This window comes from Kocuria sp. CPCC 205263, assembly GCF_040981075.1.
Taxonomy (GTDB): Bacteria; Actinomycetota; Actinomycetes; order Actinomycetales; family Micrococcaceae; genus Kocuria; species Kocuria rosea.
This window is the reverse complement of record NZ_JAVKPV010000002.1, coordinates 406,442-426,289: the sequence shown is the minus strand read 5'-3', so window position 1 is coordinate 426,289 and position 19,848 is coordinate 406,442. Positions and strand designations below refer to the sequence as shown.

At 72.9% G+C, this 19,848-nt stretch carries 19 protein-coding genes, 1 tRNA gene and 1 riboswitch; of the genes, 1 reads left to right on the top strand and 19 read right to left on the bottom strand.

What is annotated here, in order from left to right; translation table 11 throughout:
• Positions 1-87: 87 nt before the first annotated feature.
• The 16 genes from RF647_RS04345 to rpsB form a co-directional block, all read right to left on the bottom strand.
• Positions 88-942, bottom strand: coding sequence for a DUF4081 domain-containing GNAT family N-acetyltransferase (locus RF647_RS04345; protein ID WP_241975697.1), 855 nt, complete (start codon positions 940-942; stop codon positions 88-90).
• A gap of 18 nt (positions 943-960) precedes the next feature.
• Positions 961-2,127 carry a flavodoxin-dependent (E)-4-hydroxy-3-methylbut-2-enyl-diphosphate synthase gene (gene ispG, locus RF647_RS04340; RefSeq protein ID WP_133410454.1) on the bottom strand — a complete coding sequence of 389 codons (1,167 nt, stop codon included), beginning with the start codon at positions 2,125-2,127 and terminating at the stop codon, positions 961-963.
• 178 nt (positions 2,128-2,305) lie between these two features.
• Positions 2,306-3,640: an RIP metalloprotease gene (locus tag RF647_RS04335; protein WP_368810659.1), complete on the bottom strand. Its 1,335-nt coding sequence runs from the start codon at positions 3,638-3,640 to the stop codon at positions 2,306-2,308.
• Between the two features lie 198 nt (positions 3,641-3,838).
• Positions 3,839-4,438 carry a methionine ABC transporter permease gene (locus tag RF647_RS04330; RefSeq protein WP_081615817.1) on the bottom strand — a complete coding sequence of 200 codons (600 nt, stop codon included), beginning with the start codon at positions 4,436-4,438 and terminating at the stop codon, positions 3,839-3,841.
• 56 nt (positions 4,439-4,494) lie between these two features.
• Complete coding sequence (locus RF647_RS04325; RefSeq protein ID WP_133410456.1) at positions 4,495-5,574, bottom strand: methionine ABC transporter ATP-binding protein; 1,080 nt, start codon at positions 5,572-5,574, stop codon at positions 4,495-4,497.
• Positions 5,571-6,464: a MetQ/NlpA family ABC transporter substrate-binding protein gene (locus tag RF647_RS04320; RefSeq protein WP_368810658.1), complete on the bottom strand. Its 894-nt coding sequence runs from the start codon at positions 6,462-6,464 to the stop codon at positions 5,571-5,573. The genes RF647_RS04325 and RF647_RS04320 overlap by 4 nt, the downstream gene beginning before the upstream one ends.
• Positions 6,465-6,564: 100 nt before the next feature.
• A riboswitch (SAM riboswitch) is annotated at positions 6,565-6,681 on the bottom strand.
• 44 nt (positions 6,682-6,725) lie between these two features.
• On the bottom strand, positions 6,726-8,000 hold the full coding sequence (dxr, locus tag RF647_RS04315) for a 1-deoxy-D-xylulose-5-phosphate reductoisomerase (RefSeq protein WP_368810657.1): 1,275 nt from the start codon (positions 7,998-8,000) through the stop codon (positions 6,726-6,728).
• Between the two features lie 129 nt (positions 8,001-8,129).
• Positions 8,130-8,402: a GlsB/YeaQ/YmgE family stress response membrane protein gene (locus RF647_RS04310; protein WP_017834137.1), complete on the bottom strand. Its 273-nt coding sequence runs from the start codon at positions 8,400-8,402 to the stop codon at positions 8,130-8,132.
• A 223-nt stretch (positions 8,403-8,625) separates the two neighbouring features.
• Entirely contained in the window at positions 8,626-10,257 is a 1,632-nt protein-coding gene (locus tag RF647_RS04305) for a cation acetate symporter (protein ID WP_368810656.1), read from the bottom strand.
• A 3-nt stretch (positions 10,258-10,260) separates the two neighbouring features.
• Positions 10,261-10,641 (bottom strand): DUF485 domain-containing protein, encoded by a 381-nt coding sequence (locus RF647_RS04300; RefSeq protein WP_368810655.1) that lies wholly within the window; start codon positions 10,639-10,641, stop codon positions 10,261-10,263.
• Between the two features lie 164 nt (positions 10,642-10,805).
• On the bottom strand, positions 10,806-11,414 hold the full coding sequence (locus RF647_RS04295; protein ID WP_368810654.1) for a DivIVA domain-containing protein: 609 nt from the start codon (positions 11,412-11,414) through the stop codon (positions 10,806-10,808).
• A gap of 25 nt (positions 11,415-11,439) precedes the next feature.
• Complete coding sequence (locus tag RF647_RS04290) at positions 11,440-12,396, bottom strand: phosphatidate cytidylyltransferase (protein WP_017834133.1); 957 nt, start codon at positions 12,394-12,396, stop codon at positions 11,440-11,442.
• Entirely contained in the window at positions 12,396-12,953 is a 558-nt protein-coding gene (gene frr / locus RF647_RS04285; RefSeq protein ID WP_309057665.1) for a ribosome recycling factor, read from the bottom strand. The genes RF647_RS04290 and frr overlap by 1 nt, the downstream gene beginning before the upstream one ends.
• 126 nt (positions 12,954-13,079) lie before the next feature.
• Positions 13,080-13,853, bottom strand: a complete 774-nt coding sequence (gene pyrH, locus RF647_RS04280; RefSeq protein ID WP_017834131.1) for a UMP kinase — start codon at positions 13,851-13,853, stop codon at positions 13,080-13,082.
• A 232-nt stretch (positions 13,854-14,085) separates the two neighbouring features.
• Positions 14,086-14,916 (bottom strand): translation elongation factor Ts, encoded by an 831-nt coding sequence (gene tsf, locus RF647_RS04275; protein WP_368810653.1) that lies wholly within the window; start codon positions 14,914-14,916, stop codon positions 14,086-14,088.
• A 110-nt stretch (positions 14,917-15,026) separates the two neighbouring features.
• Complete coding sequence (rpsB, locus tag RF647_RS04270; RefSeq protein ID WP_017834129.1) at positions 15,027-15,935, bottom strand: 30S ribosomal protein S2; 909 nt, start codon at positions 15,933-15,935, stop codon at positions 15,027-15,029.
• A 440-nt stretch (positions 15,936-16,375) separates the two neighbouring features.
• On the opposite strand from rpsB, the gene RF647_RS04265 reads away from it, so the two are divergent.
• Positions 16,376-17,332, top strand: a complete 957-nt coding sequence (locus RF647_RS04265; protein WP_368810652.1) for a M23 family metallopeptidase — start codon at positions 16,376-16,378, stop codon at positions 17,330-17,332.
• Here RF647_RS04265 and RF647_RS04260 read toward each other — a convergent pair.
• The 3 genes from RF647_RS04260 to RF647_RS04250 form a co-directional block, all read right to left on the bottom strand.
• Positions 17,330-17,403, bottom strand: a tRNA-Ile gene (locus RF647_RS04260). The two genes, RF647_RS04265 and RF647_RS04260, sit on opposite strands and share 3 nt — an antisense overlap.
• A gap of 33 nt (positions 17,404-17,436) precedes the next feature.
• Positions 17,437-18,732 carry a glycosyltransferase gene (locus RF647_RS04255; protein WP_368810651.1) on the bottom strand — a complete coding sequence of 432 codons (1,296 nt, stop codon included), beginning with the start codon at positions 18,730-18,732 and terminating at the stop codon, positions 17,437-17,439.
• Entirely contained in the window at positions 18,729-19,724 is a 996-nt protein-coding gene (locus RF647_RS04250; RefSeq protein WP_368810650.1) for a DMT family transporter, read from the bottom strand. Before RF647_RS04250 ends, RF647_RS04255 begins: the two co-directional genes overlap by 4 nt.
• Positions 19,725-19,848 lie beyond the last annotated feature (124 nt).

The following is a 19,848-nucleotide window of genomic DNA, read 5'->3' as shown; positions in this document are numbered from 1 at the left end:
TGGGCGGCGCCGACGGCGCCGCTGATTCCGGTCAAATCTACACCCCCCGCCCGGCCCGGCCGCACCGGGATCGGCGGCCCCGGGCGCTCAGAGCAGGACGGTGGCGAAGGTCCCGACCCGCTCGAAGCCGACCCGCCGGTAGGTGGCGAGGGCCCGGACGTTGTAGTCGTTGACGTAGAGGCTGACCACCGGGGTGCGCCGGCGGGCGAGGCGCACGGCGGCCGCCATGCAGGGCGCCGCCAGCCCCCGGCCGCGGTGCGCCGGGTCCACCCACACGCCCTGCACCTGCGCCACGCCGCGGGCCACCGAGCCGAGGTCGGCCTTGAACACCACGCGGCCCCCGTCGTCCGTCAGCACGAGGCAGCGCCCCGCCTCGACGAGCGCGGAGACCCGGTCCCGGTACCCGCGGTCGCCGCCCGTGTACGGGGAGTACCCGACCTCCTCCTCGAACATGGCGGCGCTCGCCGGGAGCACGGCGGGCAGGTCCTCGGGGCGTGCCACGCGCACGCCGGGGTGCGGCGCGGGCGCCGGGTCCCGGTCGATGGCCAGCAGGGGCTGGACGGGGCGCAGGTCGAAGGGCCGGGGCCACGAGCGCTCCACCCGGGACCACAGCCCGAGGACCAGCTCCGCGGGCCCGAACAGCGAGGCGTGCCGGGACCCGCCCCGCCGCAGGTGCCCGCCGACGAGGTCCAGGCCCGGGCCGTCCAGGGACACGGGCACCACGTTCGTGCCCACCCAGCACGCGCCGGTCAGCTCACCGTCCGGCCCGGCGGTGCCGACCACGGGCGGGATCCGCGAGCCCCGGCTCCCGCGGTACGACTCGACGTGGGCGGCCACGAAGGCGTGGGCGACGGGGTCCGCCTCGAGCAGCCGGTCCAGCTGGGCCGGATCGACCTCCCCCGCCGGCACCAGCCGCGGCGCCGTCCTCCGCTGCGTCCTCACCCGCCCGTCACCGGCCCGTCAGCTGACGCTCACGACGGGGCTGCCCGCCGTGGTCTCCCCGTTCTCGTCCGTCTCCATCTCGGCGGCGATGCGGTTGGCCTCCTCGATCAGCGTCTCCACGATGAGGTCCTCGGGGACGGTCTTCACGACCTCGCCCTTGACGAAGATCTGGCCCTTGCCGTTGCCGGAGGCCACGCCGAGGTCGGCCTCGCGGGCCTCGCCGGGGCCGTTGACGACGCAGCCCATCACGGCCACCCGCAGCGGAACGGTGAGCCCCTCGAGGCCCGCCGTCACCTCGTCCGCGAGCGTGTAGACGTCGACCTGCGCGCGGCCGCAGGAGGGACAGGAGACGATCTCGAGCTTGCGCGGGCGCAGGCCCAGGGACTGCAGGATCTGGTTGCCGACCTTGACCTCCTCGACCGGCGGCGCCGAGAGGGAGACCCGGATGGTGTCCCCGATGCCCTGGGACAGCAGGGCACCGAAGGCCGTGGCGGACTTGATGGTGCCCTGGAAGGCGGGGCCCGCCTCGGTCACGCCGAGGTGCAGGGGCCAGTCGCCGCGCTCGGCGAGCAGCTGGTAGGCCCGGACCATGGTGACCGGGTCGTTGTGCTTGACGGAGATCTTGAAGTCGTGGAAGTCGTGCTCCTCGAACAGGGACGCCTCCCACACGGCGGACTCGACGAGCGCCTCGGGCGTGGCCTTGCCGTACTTGTCCATGATCCGCTGATCGAGGGAGCCCGCGTTCACACCGATCCGGATGGACACCCCGGCGGCCTTGGCCTCGCGGGCGATCTGGCCGACCTGGTCGTCGAACTTGCGGATGTTGCCCGGGTTCACGCGCACGGCCGCACACCCGGCCTCGATGGCCGCGTAGACGTACTTCGGCTGGAAGTGGATGTCCGCGATCACCGGGATCGGGGACTTCATGGCGATGATCGGCAGGGCGTCGGCGTCGTCCTGGGACGGGCACGCCACCCGGACGATGTCGCACCCGGTGGCGTTGAGCTCGGCGATCTGCTGCAGGGTGGCGTTGATGTCCGTGGTGGGGGTGGTCGTCATGGACTGCACGCTCACCGGCGAGTCGGAGCCGACGCCCACGGACCCCACCCGGATCTGCCGGGTCTTCCGGCGCGGGGAGAGGACGGGCTGGGGCGCGGCGGGCATGCCGAGGCTGACCGGGGTCAAGGAGTTCCTCCGAGGAATCGAGGGCAGGAGCTGGAGCGGTGGCGCCGGGACCGGCTGGCCGGGCCCGTCGCCGGTTCCCATTGTGCCCCATGCTCCGGGGCGGACCCCGGTGCCGGGAGTGCAATTCCTCCCACGCCGAACGCCCGCCGGCCCCGGAGGCGCGCCGGCCGGCCCGGACTCAGAACAGCCGGACCGGTTTGACGATGTCCGCGTAGATCAGCAGCACGGACATCCCGATCATCAGCACGGCCACCGCGTAGGTCACCGGCAGCAGCCGGGCGGGGTCGAACGGGCCGGGGTCGCGGCGGCCGAGCAGCCGGGCGCTCCCCCGGCGCAGCGCCTCCCACAGCGCCCCGGCGACGTGCCCGCCGTCGAGCGGCAGCAGCGGCAGCAGGTTGAAGACGAACAGGGCCAGGTTGACGGAGCCGACCAGGCCCACGAGGGAGGCGGCCTTGTCCCGCAGCGCGATCTCCTCGTGCGCGGCGATCTCCCCCGAGATCCGGCCGACCCCCACCACGGAGATCGGCCCGTCCGGGTCCCGGGGCGCGTCGGAGAACGCCGCCTCCCCCACCTCGTAGATCCGCTGCGGCAGGTGCAGGACCACCCCGGCGATCTGCTGCAGCCCGTCGAGCACCGCCCCGGGCACCGCGGTCAGCGGCTGCCGGACGGGCTCGCTCGTGGGGCTGATGCCGATGAACCCGACCTCCTCGTAGCGGGGGGCGCCGTCCTCGCCGGTCACGGCGGCGCCGGAGTCGTCCAGCACGGGGCGCGAGGACAGAATGGGGGTCAGCGCCGCGGACACGGTCCGGCTGTCCCGCTCGACCACCACCGGGATCCGTTCGCCGGCCCGGTCCCGGATCCGGGCGGTGAGCTCGTCCCAGGAGCCGACCGGGGCGCCGTCGACGGCCGTGACGACGTCCCCGGGGCGCAGCCCGGCGGCGTTCGCGGGGGCCTGGGGGTCCTCCGGCCGGCACTCGGTCTGCCCGGCGGCCTGGCGCTCCGCGGCCACCACGCACTCGGACACCCACGCGACCGTCGTGGTGGGCGTCGCCGTCCCGAAGCCGGAGAGCAGGACGGCCAGGCACAGGGTTCCGAGCAGGAGGTTCATCACCGGGCCGCCGAGCATGATCACGATCCGCTTCCACACGGGCAGCCGGTAGAACACGCGGTCCTCGTCCCCGGGGAGGAGCTGGTCCGCGGCGCCGCCGCGGGCCTCGGCCGCCATCTGCTGGAACACGCCGGTGCTCGAGGCGCGGGCCGTCGAGCCTGCGCGCGCCGGCGGGTACATCCCCACCATGGAGATGTAGCCGCCCAGCGGGACCGCTTTGAGCCCGTACTCCGTCTCGCCGCGCCGGCGGGAGAACACGGTGCGCCCGAAGCCGACCATGTACTGCGTGACGCGCACGCCGAAGAGCTTGGCCGGCACGAGGTGGCCGATCTCGTGGAGGGCGATGGAGACCGCGATGGCGGCGGCGGCCAGCAGCACGCCCACGAGGAACAGCACGACACCCATCCGTCGGACCTCCCGGGATCGTCGAGGGACCCCGGCGGGCGCCGGGGACGTCGGGGCCGTGCGCTCGGCACGGCGAGGACCAGTCTGCACCACGATCCTGGGCGTCGGGCACCGGGCGCACCACAGGGCACGACGACGGCCGGTGCCCTCCTGGGAGGGAGGCGCACCGGCCGTCGGAGGGCTGCGGGGCGGGGCGCCTCAGCGGCGCAGGATCCGGCGCGCCAGCCGGTTGCCCACCACCTGCACGAGCTGGACCAGGACCACGATGACGGCGACCGCCGCCCACGTGACCTCGTCGTTGAACCGCTGGTAGCCCAGGCGCAGGGCGAAGTCGCCCAGGCCGCCGGCGCCGATGGCCCCGGCCATCGCCGACATGTCCGTGATGCCGATGACCAGGAAGGTGTAGCCGAGCACCAGGGGGCCCAGCGCCTCGGGCAGGATCACCGTGGTGATGATGCGGCCGCGGGAGACGCCCATGGAGCGGGCCGCCTCCACGACGCCGGGGTCCACGCTCATGAGGTTCTGCTCGACGATGCGCGCCACCGCGAACATGGCCCCGATGGTCATCGCGAAGATCGCGGCGTTGGGTCCCAGCCGGGTCCCGACGACCCCCTGGGTCACCGGTCCCAGCGCGGCCAGCAGGATGATGAACGGGATCGGCCGGACGAAGTTCACCACGAGGTTGAGGCCCTCGTGCACCGCCCGGTTCTCCAGGATGTTGCCCCGGCGGGTGACGTAGAGGCCGACGCCCACGAGCAGACCGAGCAGGCCGGCGAGCAGCAGCGTGACGGCCACCATGTAGAGGGTCTCCCCGAGCGCGGACAGCAGCTCGGGTCCCAGGACGGACCAGTCGTTCACGCGGCCACCTCTCTCAGGGTCGTGATGCGAGACATCTCGTCGACCACGGCCTGCACGGCCGTGTCCGCACCGGTCAGCTCGAAGGTCAGGGACCCGAACGACTGCTCCTGGAGCACGCTGATCCCGCCGTAGGCGATGGTGAAGCGGACCCCGCGGGCGGCGCCGTCCGAGAGCACCCCGCCGATGTCCACGCCGTCGCCGACGTCCACGATCACCAGGCGCCCCCGGTGGGCGCGGCGCAGCCGCTCGACCTCGCGGGCGTCGGGCACCGAGTGCAGGACGGAGGAGACGAAGCGGCGGGCGGTCTCGGTGCGGGGCCGGGCGAAGATGTCCACGGTGGAGCCGTGCTCCACGACCTTCCCGTCCTGCATCACGGCCACGCGGTCGGCGATCGCGCGGACCACGTCCATCTCGTGGGTGATGATCACGATTGTGATCCCGAGCTCCCGGTTGACCCGCTGCAGCACCTGCAGCACCTCCTGCGTGGTCTCCGGGTCGAGGGCGCTCGTCGACTCGTCGGCCAGGAGCAGCTTCGGGCTGGTCGCCAGGGCGCGGGCGATGCCCACGCGCTGCTTCTGCCCGCCGGAGAGCTGCTCCGGGTAGTTGCCGGCGCGGGCGGCGAGGCCAACGAACTCGAGCAGCTCGGCCACCCGCGCCCGGCGCTTCTCCTTCGGCCAGCCGGCCCGCTTGAGCGGGTACTCGACGTTGCCGGCGACGGTGCGGGAGGTGAAGAGGTTGAACTGCTGGAAGATCATCCCGATCTCCTGCCGCACGGGCGCCAGCTCGGTCTCGCGCCGGCCGGCCACCTCGAAGCCCTCCACGGTCAGGGAACCCGAGGACACGGGCTCGAGCCCGTTGATCAGGCGCACGAGAGTGGACTTGCCCGCCCCGGAGTAGCCGATCACGCCGAAGATCTCGCCGCGGCGGACGTCGAGGGTGACGTCGTCGACCGCGAGCACCTCGCGCGCCGCCCGCCCCGAGCCGGTGCGGAAGGTCTTGGAGACGTTGCGGAAGGAGACGAGCACCTCGTCCGGGCGCCCGGGTGCGGACGGCCCGGCGGGGACCGCCGCGCTCACTGCTCCTGGTCCTTCAGCTCCTGCTGGTAGCGCGCGGTCAGCTCCTGGAGCTCCTCCGGCTCCAGCTGCAGCGGCACGGCGGTGTCCTTGGTCTCCTCCATCTCGGCGTCGATCACGGCCTGCTCGTGGTAGAGGGCCGCGACCTGCCGGAGGGTCTCGTCGTCGGCGAGCTCCTCCGTGGTGGTGAAGAGGTTGACGTAGGCACGGGAGCCCTCGGACTCGGGGTCGTCCTGGGCGAGCGCGGACTGCGGGTCGATGTCGGCCCGCGAGAGGAAGTCGTTGTTGATGACCGAGCCGGCCACCGAGTCGAGCGAGAGCACCGTCTGCTCCGCGGAGACCGGGGTGACGCGCACCGTGGAGGCCTCGGTGTCGACGTCGAGCTCGGTGGGGATGAGGGTGTCGCCGGTCAGCTCCACGAGACCTGCGGCCTCGAGCACGAGCAGGGCCCGGGAGAGGTTCACGGCGTCGTTGGGCACCGCGATCTCGTCGCCCTCCTGGAACTGCTCCACGGAGTCGTACTGGTTGGAGTACAGGCCCAGCGGGTAGATCGATGTCGAGCCGATCGGGGTGATGGAGCCCCCGGCCGCGTTGTTGTAGTCGGCGAGGAACGGGACGTGCTGGAACCAGGTCATCTCCACGTCACCGGACTCGGTGGCGGGGTTCGGCTGGTTGTAGTCGGAGAAGTCGACGTACTCGACGGTGATGCCCTGCTCCTCGGCCACCCGCTGGAGGGCGTCGTGGGTCGGGTCGGTGCCCACCACGCCGATGGTGACCTTGTCGTCGGCGAGCACGCCCTCGCCGGAGGACTCCCCGGCGGAACCGCCGCAGGCGGTGAGGGCGAGGCCGAGGGTCGTGGCGAGGGCGAGGAAGGGGAGGCGCTGCGATCGCATGTGGTGCCTTTCCGTGGGTCCGGGGTGTCGGAGGTCTCCACCGGGGCCAACGGGTCCGGCGGCCACGGTCGAGGGCGCGCCGGAGGGCGCGTGCGCGGTCGGACCGTACTTGCCGCCGGCCGTCGTCGGCCGGTGCCGGATGGTTCACCTGGGGCACCCCACTACGGGAGAGGGTTGCCGCCCAGCAAGCCAGGGCTGCACGCTGGGACTCGTCATCCGCCCGACAGACTAGCACGTGCGGCGGGGCCGGGCCCGGCCCCGTCAGTGGGCGAGGACCACGCGGGCCCGCCCGCGGGCCCAGCGCTCGGCCGCCAGCACGGCCTCGAGCTCCAGCGGGGCGTCGTCGTCGTGCTCGCCCAGCACCGCCTCGACCGTGTCCACGATGGCGGGGAACCGGATCCGGCCGTCGTGGAAGGCGTGCACCGCCTCCTCGTTGGCCGCGTTGAACACGGCGGGGAAGGTCCCGCCCCGCTCCCCCGCCGCCTTGAGGAGCTCGACAGCGGGGAACGCCACCGGGTCGAGGGGCTCGAAGGTCCACTCCGTGGCGCGCGTCCAGTCGCACGGCAGGGCGGCCCCGGGCACCCGGTGCGGCCAGGCCAGACCGAGGGCGATGGGCAGGCGCATGTCCGGGGGCGAGGCCTGGGCGAGGGTGGAGCCGTCCACGAACTGGACCATGGAGTGCACGACCGACTGGGGGTGGACCACCACGTCGATGCGCTCGAGGGGCACGTCGAAGAGCAGGTGGGCCTCGAGCACCTCGAGGGCCTTGTTCACCATGGTCGCCGAGTTGGTCGTCACCATCAGGCCCATGTCCCACGTCGGGTGGCGCAGCGCGTCCCGGGGCGTGACCCCCTCGAGCTCCGCCCGGGACCGGCCGCGGAAGGGCCCGCCGGAGGCCGTCAGCACGAGCCGGTCCACCTCCCCGGCGGTGCCGCCGCGCAGCGCCTGCGCCAGCGCGGAGTGCTCGGAGTCCACGGGAATCAAAGCGTCCGGGTCCCCGGTGGCCGCGGCGGCGGCCTTGACCAGGGCGCCGCCGGCGATCAGGGACTCCTTGTTCGCCAGGGCGAGCCGGTGCCCGGCCCGCAGCGCCGCCAGCGTGGGGGCGAGGCCGATGGAGCCGGTGATCCCGTTGAGCACGAGGTCGGCGTCGGGGTGGGCGGCGGCCACGGACGCGGCGTCGGGCCCGTGCACGACGTCCGGGCGGTATCCCCCGGCCCCGGCGGACGCGGCCCGGTCCGCGATGAGGCCGGCCAGCCGGGCGGCGTCCTGGGCGGTGCCGCTGGTCGCCACGAGCGCGGCGCGGGTCTCGAGGGCCTGCTCGGCGAGGAGCTCGAGGTGCCGCGGTCCGGCGGCGAGGGCGACCACGGTGAACGGGTCCGCGCCCTCGAGCTCGCGGGCGGCCCGCACGACGTCGAGCGCCTGGGTGCCGATCGAGCCCGTCGAGCCGAGGACGCTGATCCGGCGGGGGCCGGCGGCGGCCAGGGCGCGCAGCTCGGGTGTCGGGCGGGTGCGGGGCGAGGCGGCGGGGGGCGTCATGGCCCCAGTATCCACCAGCGGCCGTCCCCGGTGCCGCGCCCCGGGGGTGCCTGCGGCCGGCCAGGAACGGGCCGAGGCCCCGTCCACCGGGAACGGTGGACGGGGCCTCGGCGACCGACGGGGGTGGGATCAGCGCGTGGCGCGACCCTTGCGGCCGGAGACCGCACCCCAGATGAAGAGCACGATGAGGGCTCCCACGACGGCGGTGATGATGGTGCCGATGTCGAACGCGGACTCCAGGTCCCCGATGCCGATCAGCGAGCCGAGGAAGCCTCCGAGGAGGGCCCCCACGATGCCGAGCACGATCGTGACGATGATGCCACCACCCTGGCTGCCGGGCATGATGAGCTTGGCGAGGGCGCCGGCGATGAGGCCGAGGATGATCCAGCTGATGATTCCCATGATGGCTCCTTATCCGTCCCGGGAGGGACTTTTATTGTACGCAACCGGCGAGTATCCCAGGAATACCCTGAGGTTGCTTCTGCGCTTCACCCTAGCCGACGGTCAGCCGCCTGTCTGTTCCCGTTAGCCAATCGACGCGTTCCCCCCGGACGCAGACCGGCCCGCCGGAAGCCGGGGCTTCGGGCGGGCCGGTGGATCCTCCCAGGTGGGAGCGGGGAATCCGTCAGTGGGCGACGGGCTTCTCGGCGCCGATGCCTGTGAGGGAGCGCACCTCCATCTCGGACTGCTTGATCGGGTCCTCGAGACGGCGCTCCGTCATGGAACCGATGAAGCCGAGCAGGAAGGAGGCCGGGATCGAGACGATGCCCGGGTTCTGCAGCGGGAACCACGCGAAGTCGGCCGTCGGGATCATCGACGTCTCGGTGCCGGACATGACCGGGGAGAAGACGATGAGGCCCACCGAGATGATCAGGCCGCCGTACATGGACCAGACCGCGCCCCGGGTGGTGAAGCGACGCCAGTACAGGGAGTACAGGATGGTCGGCAGGTTCGCCGAGGCCGCGACCGCGAAGGCGAGCGCCACGAGGAACGCGACGTTCTGGCCCTGGGCGCCGATGCCGCCCGCGATGGAGACGAGACCGATGACCACCACCGTGGTCTTCGCGACCTTCAGCTCCTTGCGGGGATCGGAGTTCCCCTTCTTGATCACGCTGGTGTAGATGTCGTGGGCGAACGAGGCCGAGGCGGTGATGGCCAGGCCGGCGACGACCGCGAGGATCGTGGCGAAGGCCACCGCCGCGATGACGCCCATTAGCAGGGACCCGCCGAGCTCGAAGGCCAGCAGCGGGGCAGCGGAGTTCACGCCGCCGGGAGCCGCCTGGATCCGCTCGGCGCCGATGAGGGCAGCCGCGCCGAAGCCCAGGATGAGGGTGAAGAGGTAGAACAGGCCGATCAGGGCGATCGCCCAGACCACCGAGGTGCGGGCCTCCTTGGCCGTGGGCACCGTGTAGAAGCGCATCAGCACGTGGGGCAGACCCGCCGCGCCGAAGACGAGGGCCAGTCCCAGGGAGATGAAGTCCAGCTTGCTGGTCTCGCTCACGCCGTACTTCAGGCCGGGCTCCAGGATGGCCGGGTTGCCGGAGACGGCGACCGCGTCACCGAGCAGGGAGGAGAAGTTGAAGCCGTAGAGCGCCAGGATCCACACGGTCATGACCGCCACGCCGGAGACCAGGAGAACCGCCTTGATGATCTGCACGTAGGTGGTGCCCTTCATCCCGCCCACGAGGACGTAGACGATCATGAGCACGCCCACGACCACGATCACGAGGGACTGCCCGGCCCTCGAGCCGATGCCCAGCAGCAGCGACACCAGCGCACCGGCGCCCGCCATCTGGGCCAGCAGGTAGAACGCGGACACGGCGAGGGTGGAGATGGACGCCGCGACGCGCACGGGGCGCTGGCGCAGGCGGAAGGACAGGACGTCCGCCATCGTGAACTTGCCGGTGTTGCGCAGCAGCTCGGCGATCAGCAGCAGCGCCACGAGCCAGGCCACGAGGAAGCCGATGGAGTAGAGGAACCCGTCGTAGCCCTGGAGGGCGATCGCGCCCACGATGCCCAGGAAGGACGCCGCCGAGAGGTAGTCGCCCGCGATGGCCAGGCCGTTCTGGGTGCCGCTGAAGCCGCGGCCGCCGGCGTAGTAGTCGGCCGCCGTGGACGTGGACTTCGAGGCGCGGAGGACGATGACCATCGTGACGACGACGAACGCGCCGAAGATGGAGATGTTGATCCAGGGCGTGCCGACCGTCTCCGTGGTGGCGGCCGTCATGGGCGCGAGCGCGGTGTGCAGCTGGTGCATCGGTCAGTTCTCCTGTCCGTGGACGCCGCCGGTGGTGCCGAGGCTGGGCTCGAGACGCTCCCGGATGGCCGTGGCCTTCGGGTCCAGCTTGCGGTTGGCGAAGGACACGTAGGCCCCCGTGATGGCAAAGGTCGTGACGAACTGGAGCAGGCCCAGGACGACGCCGAGGTTGACGTTGCCGATGACCCGGATGGCGAACAGCTGCGGCGCGTACATGGCGAGCACCACGTACAGCAGGTACCAGACCAGGAAGGCGACGGCGAGCGGGAAGACGAAGCCGCGATGGGTCTTCCGCAGCTCCTGGAACTCTGGCGACCGCTGGGCCGCGGGGAAGTCGATGTCGGCGACGAGGTCGTCGGCGTCGATGGGTGGCTGGGTGGACATGGGCTACCTCCTCATGTGATGTGGCCCACACTAGGCCGTTGTATGCACAGGAGCAAGGCGTGACACCCAAAAGTTGCTTTCCGGGGGTCAGGATGAACACGGAACGGCGTTTCTGGACGAGGCCCGGTCCAGCATGTATACACAGAGGCTTCGGGGAGCCTGTTTCAGCGAGAGGCCAGGAGCAACTGGACGGCGCGGTCCAGGAAGGCGTCCACCTGCTGCTCCTCGTAGCTGCGCTCCCCCTGTGCGGGCGGGAACACGGCCCGGCGCAGCTCGGCCGGCGCGAGGTCCGCGGTGCCTTCGAGTCGGGCGCCCAGGCGCTCGCAGAGGACGTCCACGTGGGCCGCGGAGTAGCCCTGGGCCCGCGGCCGGGAGGGGCGCCGGAAGCGCTGCGTGCGCGGCCGGTCGAGACGGTTCCGGAGCAACCGGGTCAGGGCGTCGACGTCCTCCTGCCAGGCCTCGGGGCCCCGGTCGCGCAGGCACTGCTCGCGCTCGGCCGCGGCCAGCGCGTCCTCGGCCGCGTCCAGCAGCCCGTCGACGGCCTCCGGCCGGTAGCCGCCCCGCGCGTCGGCGAAGACGGCAGCGCGCACCTGCGTGCTCAGCACGGCCCCGGACCGGTGCGCCGGTCCGGGACCGGGCGGCGCGTCCTGCAGGGCCGCGTGCACGGCTGCCAGGAGGTCGTCCACCTGGACGACGTCGTAGCCGTGCTCAACCTCGGCGCACCGCGGGATGCGGGCGGTGGCCGGCCGGGCTCCGGGGCGGTCAGGAGACATGGGCTGCGGGTCCGGGACGCCGGGCTCAGGCGCTCGCGGCGAAGAGCTCGAAGAGCAGGTACCCGGCGGGGACGGCGAAGAGGATGGAGTCGATCCGGTCCATCACGCCCCCGTGGCCGGGCAGGAGGGTCCCCATGTCCTTGATCCCCAGCTCGCGCTTGACCATGGACTCGGAGAAGTCGCCGAGGGTGGCGGCGAGCACGAGCACCGCGGCGAGCACGGCGCCCTCCCACCAGGCGTGGTCGAGCAGCAGCACGGCGCACAGGACGCCGATCAGCACCGAGCCGCCCAGCGACCCGGCGAAGCCCTCCCAGGACTTCTTGGGGCTGATCCGCGGCGCCATGGGGTGGCGGCCCCAGACCACGCCCACGGCGTAGCCGCACGTGTCCGAGCCGACGGCCAGCAGGATGACCGTGAGCACCTTCAGGGGGCCCGCCTCGGTGTGGTAGAGCAGCAGGGCGATGCTCAGCAGGAAGCCCACCCAGACCAGGGCGAACACGGAGCCCATGATGGACAGGATCATGCCGTCCCGGCCCCCCAGGGCCCGCCAGACGATCACGAGCGTCAGCCCCACGATCACGGCCATCATCAGCGCCTCGCCGCCACCGGCGAACGCGGCGACCGGCATCAGCACGCCCGCGGTCACCGCCGGGACGCGCGGGATGACGATGCCGCGGTAGCGCAGGGACCGGCCGACCTCCCAGACGCCGATCCCCGCCGCCGTCCCGGCGAAGAGCGCCAGGACGAGGGGCTGGACGAACAGCCCGACGAGCAGGGTCCCGATGAGCACCACGGCGACGCCCACGGCGGCCGGCAGGTTCCGGCCGGCGCGGGAGGGGGCGGTGTGCCGGCGCCCCGGCGTGCCCGGGGTCGTCGCGGCGCCGGCTCGGACGGGCGCCGGCCGGGCACGCGGGGAGAAGGCCCCCCCGGCGGTTCCCGGGGAAGCCTTCGTCTCCTGGTGCGGTCGAGGCTGGTCCGGCATCAGACCTGCAGCAGCTCCGCTTCCTTGTTCTTGAGCATCTCGTCGATCTGGTCGATGTGCTTCTTGGTCGCGGCGTCGAGGTCCTTCTCGGCGCGCTTGCCCTCGTCCTCGCCGATGTCGCCGTCCTTGACGGCCTTCTCGATCTGGTCCTTGGCGTGCCGGCGGATGTTGCGCACGGAGACGCGCGCCTCCTCGGCCTTGTGCCCGACGACCTTGACGTACTCCTTGCGCCGCTCCTGCGTCAGCTCCGGCATGACCACGCGGATGACGTTGCCGTCGTTGGCGGGGTTCGCCCCGATGTCCGAGTTGCGCAGCGCCTTCTCGATGTCGTTGAGGGCGGAGCGGTCGTACGGCGTGATGAGCAGCGTGCGGGCCTCGGGGTTCTGGAAGGAGGCGAGCTGCTGGAGCGGGGTGGGAGTGCCGTAGTACTCGACCAGCACGCTCGAGAAGAGGGAGGGGTTGGCCCGGCCCGTGCGGATCGCGGCGAAGTCCTCCTTGGCGCCCTCCACGGCTTTGCCCATCTTGGTCTTCGCTTCGGACATGGTCTCTGAGATCACGTAGGGGCTCCTTCGTCGTGTCGCACGGAGTCCTCCGCGCGGTGTCGGTTCGGCCGGTCGCCGCGCGGGAACCACGCCGCCCGGCCGTGCTCGCCCCAGTCTAACCGGGGGCCGCCCGGCACCGGCTCACGCGGTGACGAGGGTGCCGATCTGCTCCCCGAGGATCGCGCGGGTGACGTTGCCCTCGCCCTCCATGCCGAACACGCGCATCGTCACGTCGTTGTCGCGGCACAGGCTGAAGGCCGTCTGGTCCATGACCCGGATGTCGCGGGCGAGGGCCTCGCCGTAGGTGAGGGTGGACAGCCGCTGGGCGTCCGGGTTCGTGCGGGGGTCCGCGGTGTAGACGCCGTCCACCCCGTTCTTCGCCATGAGGACCTCGTCCGCGTGGACCTCCAGGGCCCGCTGGGCCGCGACGGTGTCGGTGGAGAAGTAGGGCAGCCCGGCGCCGGCGCCGAAGATCACGACGCGGTCCTTCTCCATGTGCCGGATGGCCCGGCGCGGGATGTAGACCTCGGCCACCTGCTCCATCTTGATCGCGGACTGCACCCGGGTGTCGACCCCGCACTGCTCGAGGAAGTCCTGCAGGGCCAGACAGTTCATGACGGTGCCGAGCATCCCCATGTAGTCCGCACGGGAGCGGTCCATGCCGGCCTGGGAGAGCTCCGCGCCGCGGAAGAAGTTGCCGCCGCCCACCACGATGGCGGTCTCGACCTGGCCCACGGTGGCCGCGATCTGCTCGGCGATGTCGCGGACCACGCGCGTGTCCACCCCGATGGAGCCGCCGCCGAAGACCTCGCCCGAGAGCTTCAGCAGCACCCGGCGGCGGGCGGGGGCGACCCGGGGGTCCCTGCTCAGGCGCAGGGCCTCGTCCTTGATCTCGGAGGCAGAAGTGGTGGGCATGGTTCCTCCCGGCGACGACGGAGCTGCGTGGACCGGCTCGGCCCCGCGAGGGTGCAGCTGGCGCGGGGGGCGGGCCTCCCTCAGCATACAGAACGCGTCCGCCCCCGGGCGCCGGCCCCCGGGGCCTCGAGGGCGTCGTCGCAGGCGGGACCGGGAACGACGACGGAGGCGCCCCTGCCGTGCAGGAACGCCTCCGTAGCGAGCGGGCGCCGGGCGCCCGGGAGAGGACCGGTCAGGCGCCGACGCGGAAGCGGGCGAAGGCCGTGGCGGTCGCACCGGCCTCCTCGAGCACCTTGCCGACGGTCTTCTTGGAGTCCTTGGCGAAGTCCTGGTCCAGCAGGACGACGTCCTTGAAGTAGCCCTTGAGGCGGCCGTTGATGATGTTCGGCAGGATCTTCTCCGGCTTGCCCTCGGCGCGGGCCGTCTCCTCGGCGACGCGCTTCTCCGACTCGACGGTCTCGGCGGGCACGTCCTCCTGGGAGAGGAACGTCGGGGACATCGCGGCGATGTGCACGGCGACGTCGTGGGCGACCTGCCCGGCGTCGGCACCGGCCACGGCCAGCAGCACGCCGACCTGCGCCGGGAGGTCCTTGGAGGTCTTGTGCAGGTAGACGGCCACGCTGTCGCCCTCGACGCGGGCGATGCGCCGGACGACAACCTTCTCGCCGAGCAGGGCACCGGTCTCGGTGACGAGCTCGGAGACGGCCTTGCCGTCGACCTGGGCGTCCATGAGGGACTCGAGCGTGGTGGCGTCGGCGGCCACGGCGGCGTCGAGCACCTTATTGCCGAACTCGACGAACGGGGCGGACTTCGCCACGAAGTCGGTCTCGGAGTTAACCTCGACCATGTACCCGACGGTGCCCTCGACGCGCGCGGCGACGAGGCCCTCGGCCGTGGCCCGGCCCTCGCGCTTGGTGACGCCCTTGAGGCCCTTGACGCGGATGATCTCCTGCGCCTTCTGGAGGTCGCCGTCGGCCTCGTCGAGCGCCTTCTTGACGTCCAGCATGCCGGCGCCGGTGCGCTCACGCAGGGCCTTGATCTCGGTGGCGGTGTAGTTCGCCATGGAAACTCCTCACTCGGTCGGTGGTGCCGGCCGGGGCGGGCACGGGCCCGCCCCGGCCGGCCTCGGGCGGGGACGGTGCCCCGCCGGGGGAAACGGACGGTGGACGGAGACTACTCGGCGGCGGTCTCGGTCTCGGCCGGGGCCTCGGCGGGAGCCTCGGTCTCGGCCGGGGCCTCGGTCGCGGCGGCGGTCTCGGCCTCGGCCGGGGCTGCGGTCTCGGCCGGCGCCTCGGTCGCGGCGGTCTGCTCGGCGGCGTGCTGCTCGAGCAGCTCGCGCTCCCACTCGGCCATCGGCTCGGCGGCCTGGTCGGCGCCGCCGGACTTCTTGTTGTGGCGCTCCATGAGACCCTCGGCCACGGCGTCGGCGATCACGCGGGTCAGCAGGTTGACGGAGCGGATGGCGTCGTCGTTGCCCGGAATCGGGAAGGCGACCTCGTCGGGGTCGCAGTTGGTGTCGAGGATCGCGACGACCGGGATGCCCAGCTTCTGGGCCTCGTCCACCGCGAGGTGCTCCTTCTTGGTGTCCACGATCCAGATCAGAGAGGGGGCCTTGGTCAGGTTGCGGATGCCGCCGAGGGTGCGCTCCAGCTTCTCCTTCTCGCGGCGCAGGAGCAGGAGCTCCTTCTTCGTGTACTGCGAGCCGGCGACGTCGTCGAAGTCGATCTCCTCGAGCTCCTTCATGCGCTCGATGCGCTTGGAGACCGTGGCGAAGTTCGTGAGCATGCCGCCGAGCCAGCGGTGGTTCACGTAGGGCATGCCCACGCGGGTGGCCTGCTCGGCGATGGCCTCCTGGGCCTGCTTCTTGGTGCCGACGAAGAGGATGGTGCCGCCGTGGGCCACGGTGGTCTTGACGGCCTCGTAGGCGCGGTCGATGAAGGACAGCGACTGCTGGAGGTCGATGATGTAGATGCCGTTGCGCTCGGTGAAGATGAAGCGCTTCATCTTCGGGTTCCACCGGCGGGTCTGGTGGCCGAAGTGCACGCCGCTGTCGAGGAGCTGGCGCATGGTAACGACGGACATGTCGTCTCCTGGTCTCTCGTGCGGGAGGGCGTGCGACGACGCCCGGCCCGCGGGTTCGGTTCTCGGCTGCGTCCGGCGGACGAGCCCCTGGTGCAGCGGTGGACGGACCCTGCGGGTCCGTCTCCCGACCGCCGTGCCGCACCCCGCCTGGACGGGGAACGCGGACCGGGGCGGCCGGACCGGGACGGGAGGTCCCGGCGGCGCTGCGCGCGAAGTCAGCTGCTCGCCACCGCGCCGTCGGCTCCGGCGTCGGGGCCGGGTCCGGGTGGACGCGAGGGCGCGCCACGAGGGGCGCCTCAGAGCACACTGCGGGATCGAGTGTACTACAAGGGCCTCGTCCGCCCTGCACGCGGCCGGGGGCTGCCGGAGGGGCCCCGGGACCGTCCACAGTACGGGGCCGGCCGGCTCTCCGCCCGGCCCCGGTGACGGACAGTCGGGACATGCCCACCGGACCCTCCCCGCTCCTCCGTCTCCTGCGCCGGCCCCGTGACCGGACCGGGCCGGCCGGGGCGGCGCGGACCGGGACGCCGAGGGCGGGCAGGGAGCCGGCCGGCGTGGTGGGGCTCGCGATCGTGCTCGGGGCGCTGCTCCCCTCCGTCGGCTCGGCGGCCCAGGGGTGGGCGTGGCCCCTGTCGCCGCGGCCGGCCGTGGTGGGCGAGTGGGCCCCGCCCGCCCAGCGGTGGGCGCGGGGCCACCGGGGCGTGGACCTGGACGCGGGCCAGGGCGCCGCCGTGCGCGCCCCGGCCGCGGGAACGGTGGCCTTCGTGGGGTTCGTGGTGGACCGCCCGGTGCTCACGCTCGACCACGGCGGGGGTCTGCGCTCGAGCTTCGAGCCCGTCGAGTCGTCCCTGCTCCCCGGGGACCGGGTGCACCGCGGCCAGGTCGTGGGCGTGCTGCGCGGCCGGGACCACTGCGGCCCGGGGACCTGTCTGCACTGGGGCGTGCGCCGGGACGGCGACTACGTCAACCCGCTGCAGTTCGTCGGCGCGCTCGAGCCGTCGGTGCTGCTCCCCGTGCCCGAGCAGCTGCGCGCGGCCGCTCAGCCCTCGTCGTCCCGAGCGTCGTCGACGCCCTGCTCGACCTCATCGACGACCCCCTCAGCGCCCTCCCGGACCTGGTCGGCGCCCTCCTCGACCTCCTGCTGGACCTGGTCGGCGCCCTCCTCCAGGTCCTCGGTGGTGGTGTCGCAGCCGGTCAGTGCGGCGAGCGCCAGGGCGGCGACGGACAGGTGGCTCCACGGCGTGCGTCGGCTCATCTCGGCGTCCTCTCGGTGGGTGGTGCGCGGATCGGACCACCAGTGCACCACATCCGCGGGGGACGCGCACCCGGTGGACGGGGCAGGCGGACGGGAGCACCCCTCCCACCGGAAGACGCACGGTGACAGGGGTGTCGGGTAGGGCCGGTGGGGCTTGAACCCACGACCGAAGGATTATGAGTCCTCTGCTCTGACCAGCTGAGCTACGGCCCCGCGCCGGGACGGGCCCGGCGGCGCAGCACCACGTTACCGCACGAGCGAGGCCAGCCTGGTCCGAATCCGTCGCGGGCCCGCGACAGGGGCGCGCGCGGGCTCCTGGTGCTCGCACGCTCCCGGAGCAGGAGTGCGCACGGACTCCGGGTGCTCGCCGCGGTAGAGCCGCAGGAACGTCTCCAGGGTCCGCGGGAAGCTGTGCCGCGCGACCTTGCGGCGGCTCTCCCGGCCCATCCGGGCGCGCTCCTCGGGCGGGGCGCCCAGGACGAGGGCGAGCTTGCGCGCCAGGTCCTGGGCGTCGCCGGGGGCGAAGAGCCAGCCGTTGACGCCGTCCTCGGCCAGGTGCGGCAGGGCCCGCGCGTCGGCCAGGACCACGGGCCGGGACGCCGCCATCGCCTCGAGGGTGACCAGCGACTGGAGCTCGGCCGTGCCCGGCTGGCAGAACACGTCGGCCCGCAGATAGGCCGCGCGCAGGTCCTCGTCCGGGACGTAGCCCAGGAAACGGACCCGGTGGGCGACCCCCAGGGCCCGCGCCAGCTTCTCGAGCGCGGGCCGCTGCTCGCCGTCGCCCACGATCTCCAGGTGGGCGTCGAGCTCGGCGGGCAGCACGGAGAGCGCCTCGATGAGCACGTCCACGTTCTTCTCCACCGCGAGCCGGCCGGTGAACAGGACGGTCGGGTGCGCGGCCGGCTGCCGCCGCTCGCCGTCGTGGGCCTCGTAGTCGGCGATCCGGATCCCGTTGGACACGGCGAGCACGGTGTCGGGGAAGCCGTTGCGGCGCATGGCCTCCACCGCGAGCGGGGTGGGTGCGGTCACCACGTCGCAGGCGCCGAGCACCCGCACCATGTCCCGCCACGAGACCGCGCGGTAGCGGTTCAGCACCCATGCCGGGAACGGCAGGAACGGCTCCAGGTTCTCGGGGACGAAGTGGTTGGTGGCCACGGTGCGGATGCCCCGCCGCCGGGCCTCCCGCACCAGCATCCGGCCGAGGATGTAGTGGCACTGGACGTGGACGACGTCGGGGCGCACCTCGTCCAGCACGCGGCGGATCTCCCCGGCGACCTGCCACGGGAAGCACAGGCGGAAGTACGGGTGGGTGAAGGCCCGGTGGGAGCGGAGCCGGTGCTCGACCACGCCGTCGTCCTCGGCCCGGTACGACGGCCCGGGGTCCGGCCGTGCGCACAGGACGTGCACCCGGTGGCCCTGCTCGTGCAGGCCCCGGGCCAGACGGTGCCCGAACTGCGCGGCCCCGTTGACGTCCGGGGGGTAGGTCTCGGCGCCCAGGAGGACGGTCAGGGGGCGTGCGGCGGAGGCGGTGTGGGCGCTCAAGCGTGTCTTCCCGGTCGGTCGTGTGCGGGTCGGTCGGATGCCGCGGGGCGGTCGGATGCTGCGGGGCGCCGTGCGGCGGAGCCCGTGGGGGGCTGCGCCCGGTCCTGCCGTGCGAGTTCGGCGCGGCGCTCGAGCACCTCCGGGTGGTGCTGCGAGAGCACGGCGACCCCGACTATAGCAACGCCGCCTCCCGCGGCCATGAGCATCCCGACCGGGACGGAGAAGCCCGGCACCGCCTCGCCCAGGACCAGCAGCCCCAGGAGCACGCCCACCATGGGGTCGATCACGGTCAGCCCCGCGATCACGAGGTCCGGCGGACCCGACGCGAAGGCCGTCTGCACGAACCACCCGCCCAGCACGGCGGCGACGACGGCGGTGCCCGCGGCCAGCCAGTTGACGTCGTCCAGAGGCGTCCCGGCGCTGCCCTGGATGCGGATCAGGGTCAGCCGCACGAGCACCGCCACGAATCCGTAGAGGATGCCGGCGCCCACCACGTAGAACGTCCCGCCCAGGCTGCGGCCGAACATCGCCGCGGAGACCCCCAGGACGCAGATCAGCACCACGAGCATGACCACCACGGTGTGCTCGGCCCAGCGCGAGATGCCCCGGGCGGGGTCGGTCGCCGCCACGGCGCACGTCACGAAGATCGCCCCGCCCGCGGTGCACAGTCCGATCGCCGTCCAGGTGCGCCGGTTGATCCGCAGCCGGCGGTGCCGTGCGTGCAGCAATGTGGTGATCACCAGGGCCACCACGCCGATCGGCTGGACCACCGTCACGGTGGCGAGCCCCAGGGCGGTGACGTTGAGGCCGGTGCCGAGGCCCAGCAGGGTGAGCCCCAGCAGCCAGCGGGGACGGCGCAGCAGGACCGGGATGCTGCGCAGGCGCAGCCGTCCCCGCGCGACGTCCGCCACGGCACTGCCCTGCTGCTGCGTCCCGACGGCCAGGCACACGGCCGAGAGCAGCGCCAGGGCGACCGCCAACCACTGGCTCATGGCACCCACCGATCTGTCGTCACGCCCGGGAGTCTATCGAGCCGGCCCGCCTGTCCGGCCCGGGGCACGTGGACACCCGGTGAACGCACGGGGAAGGCCCGGAAGCCTGTGGCTTCCGGGCCCT

Bases quoted from the DNA above. Each gene is read 5' to 3' on its own strand.
- RF647_RS04335 (WP_368810659.1), bottom strand. From the start codon at position 3,640: ATGGGTGTCGTGCTGTTCCTCGTGGGCGTGCTGCTGGCCGCCGCCGCC.
- RF647_RS04330 (WP_081615817.1), bottom strand. From the start codon at position 4,438: ATGGTGGCCGTCACGCTGCTGCTCGCCGGCCTGCTCGGTCTGCTCGTG.
- RF647_RS04320 (WP_368810658.1), bottom strand. From the start codon at position 6,464: ATGCGATCGCAGCGCCTCCCCTTCCTCGCCCTCGCCACGACCCTCGGC.
- dxr (WP_368810657.1), bottom strand. From the start codon at position 8,000: ATGACGCCCCCCGCCGCCTCGCCCCGCACCCGCCCGACACCCGAGCTG.
- RF647_RS04310 (WP_017834137.1), bottom strand. From the start codon at position 8,402: ATGGGAATCATCAGCTGGATCATCCTCGGCCTCATCGCCGGCGCCCTC.
- RF647_RS04305 (WP_368810656.1), bottom strand. From the start codon at position 10,257: ATGCACCAGCTGCACACCGCGCTCGCGCCCATGACGGCCGCCACCACG.
- RF647_RS04300 (WP_368810655.1), bottom strand. From the start codon at position 10,641: ATGTCCACCCAGCCACCCATCGACGCCGACGACCTCGTCGCCGACATC.
- RF647_RS04295 (WP_368810654.1), bottom strand. From the start codon at position 11,414: ATGTCTCCTGACCGCCCCGGAGCCCGGCCGGCCACCGCCCGCATCCCG.
- RF647_RS04290 (WP_017834133.1), bottom strand. From the start codon at position 12,396: ATGCCGGACCAGCCTCGACCGCACCAGGAGACGAAGGCTTCCCCGGGA.
- pyrH (WP_017834131.1), bottom strand. From the start codon at position 13,853: ATGCCCACCACTTCTGCCTCCGAGATCAAGGACGAGGCCCTGCGCCTG.
- tsf (WP_368810653.1), bottom strand. From the start codon at position 14,916: ATGGCGAACTACACCGCCACCGAGATCAAGGCCCTGCGTGAGCGCACC.
- rpsB (WP_017834129.1), bottom strand. From the start codon at position 15,935: ATGTCCGTCGTTACCATGCGCCAGCTCCTCGACAGCGGCGTGCACTTC.
- RF647_RS04265 (WP_368810652.1), top strand. From the start codon at position 16,376: ATGCCCACCGGACCCTCCCCGCTCCTCCGTCTCCTGCGCCGGCCCCGT.
- RF647_RS04250 (WP_368810650.1), bottom strand. From the start codon at position 19,724: ATGAGCCAGTGGTTGGCGGTCGCCCTGGCGCTGCTCTCGGCCGTGTGC.